This is a genomic window from Levilactobacillus acidifarinae DSM 19394 = JCM 15949, assembly GCF_001434835.1.
In the GTDB taxonomy this organism is placed as follows: domain Bacteria; phylum Bacillota; class Bacilli; order Lactobacillales; family Lactobacillaceae; genus Levilactobacillus; species Levilactobacillus acidifarinae.
This window is the reverse complement of record NZ_AZDV01000024.1, coordinates 1-214: the sequence shown is the minus strand read 5'-3', so window position 1 is coordinate 214 and position 214 is coordinate 1. Positions and strand designations below refer to the sequence as shown.

Genomic DNA, 214 nt, shown 5'->3' with positions numbered 1-214 from the left:
CGATGACGGTCGGTGATGCCGAACCAACGTTGACGGACTTTAACGCTACGGCGACGGATAACCACGGTGAAACGATTCCGGTTACCATGGATCTGAGCCAAGCGGATTTGACGAAGGCCGGGACTTATGATGTTGTGCTGAGTACCGCCGATGGTCAGAGCAAGACGGTCACGTTAACCGTCAACCCATCACAACAAAGTTTGACGGGTTCCGA

The 214-nt window shown here is 53.7% G+C and carries 1 protein-coding gene; it reads left to right on the top strand.

From position 1 onward, the window contains the following. A partial coding sequence (locus tag FD25_RS14175; RefSeq protein ID WP_338033539.1) for a bacterial Ig-like domain-containing protein occupies nt 1–214 on the top strand: 214 nt, incomplete at both ends.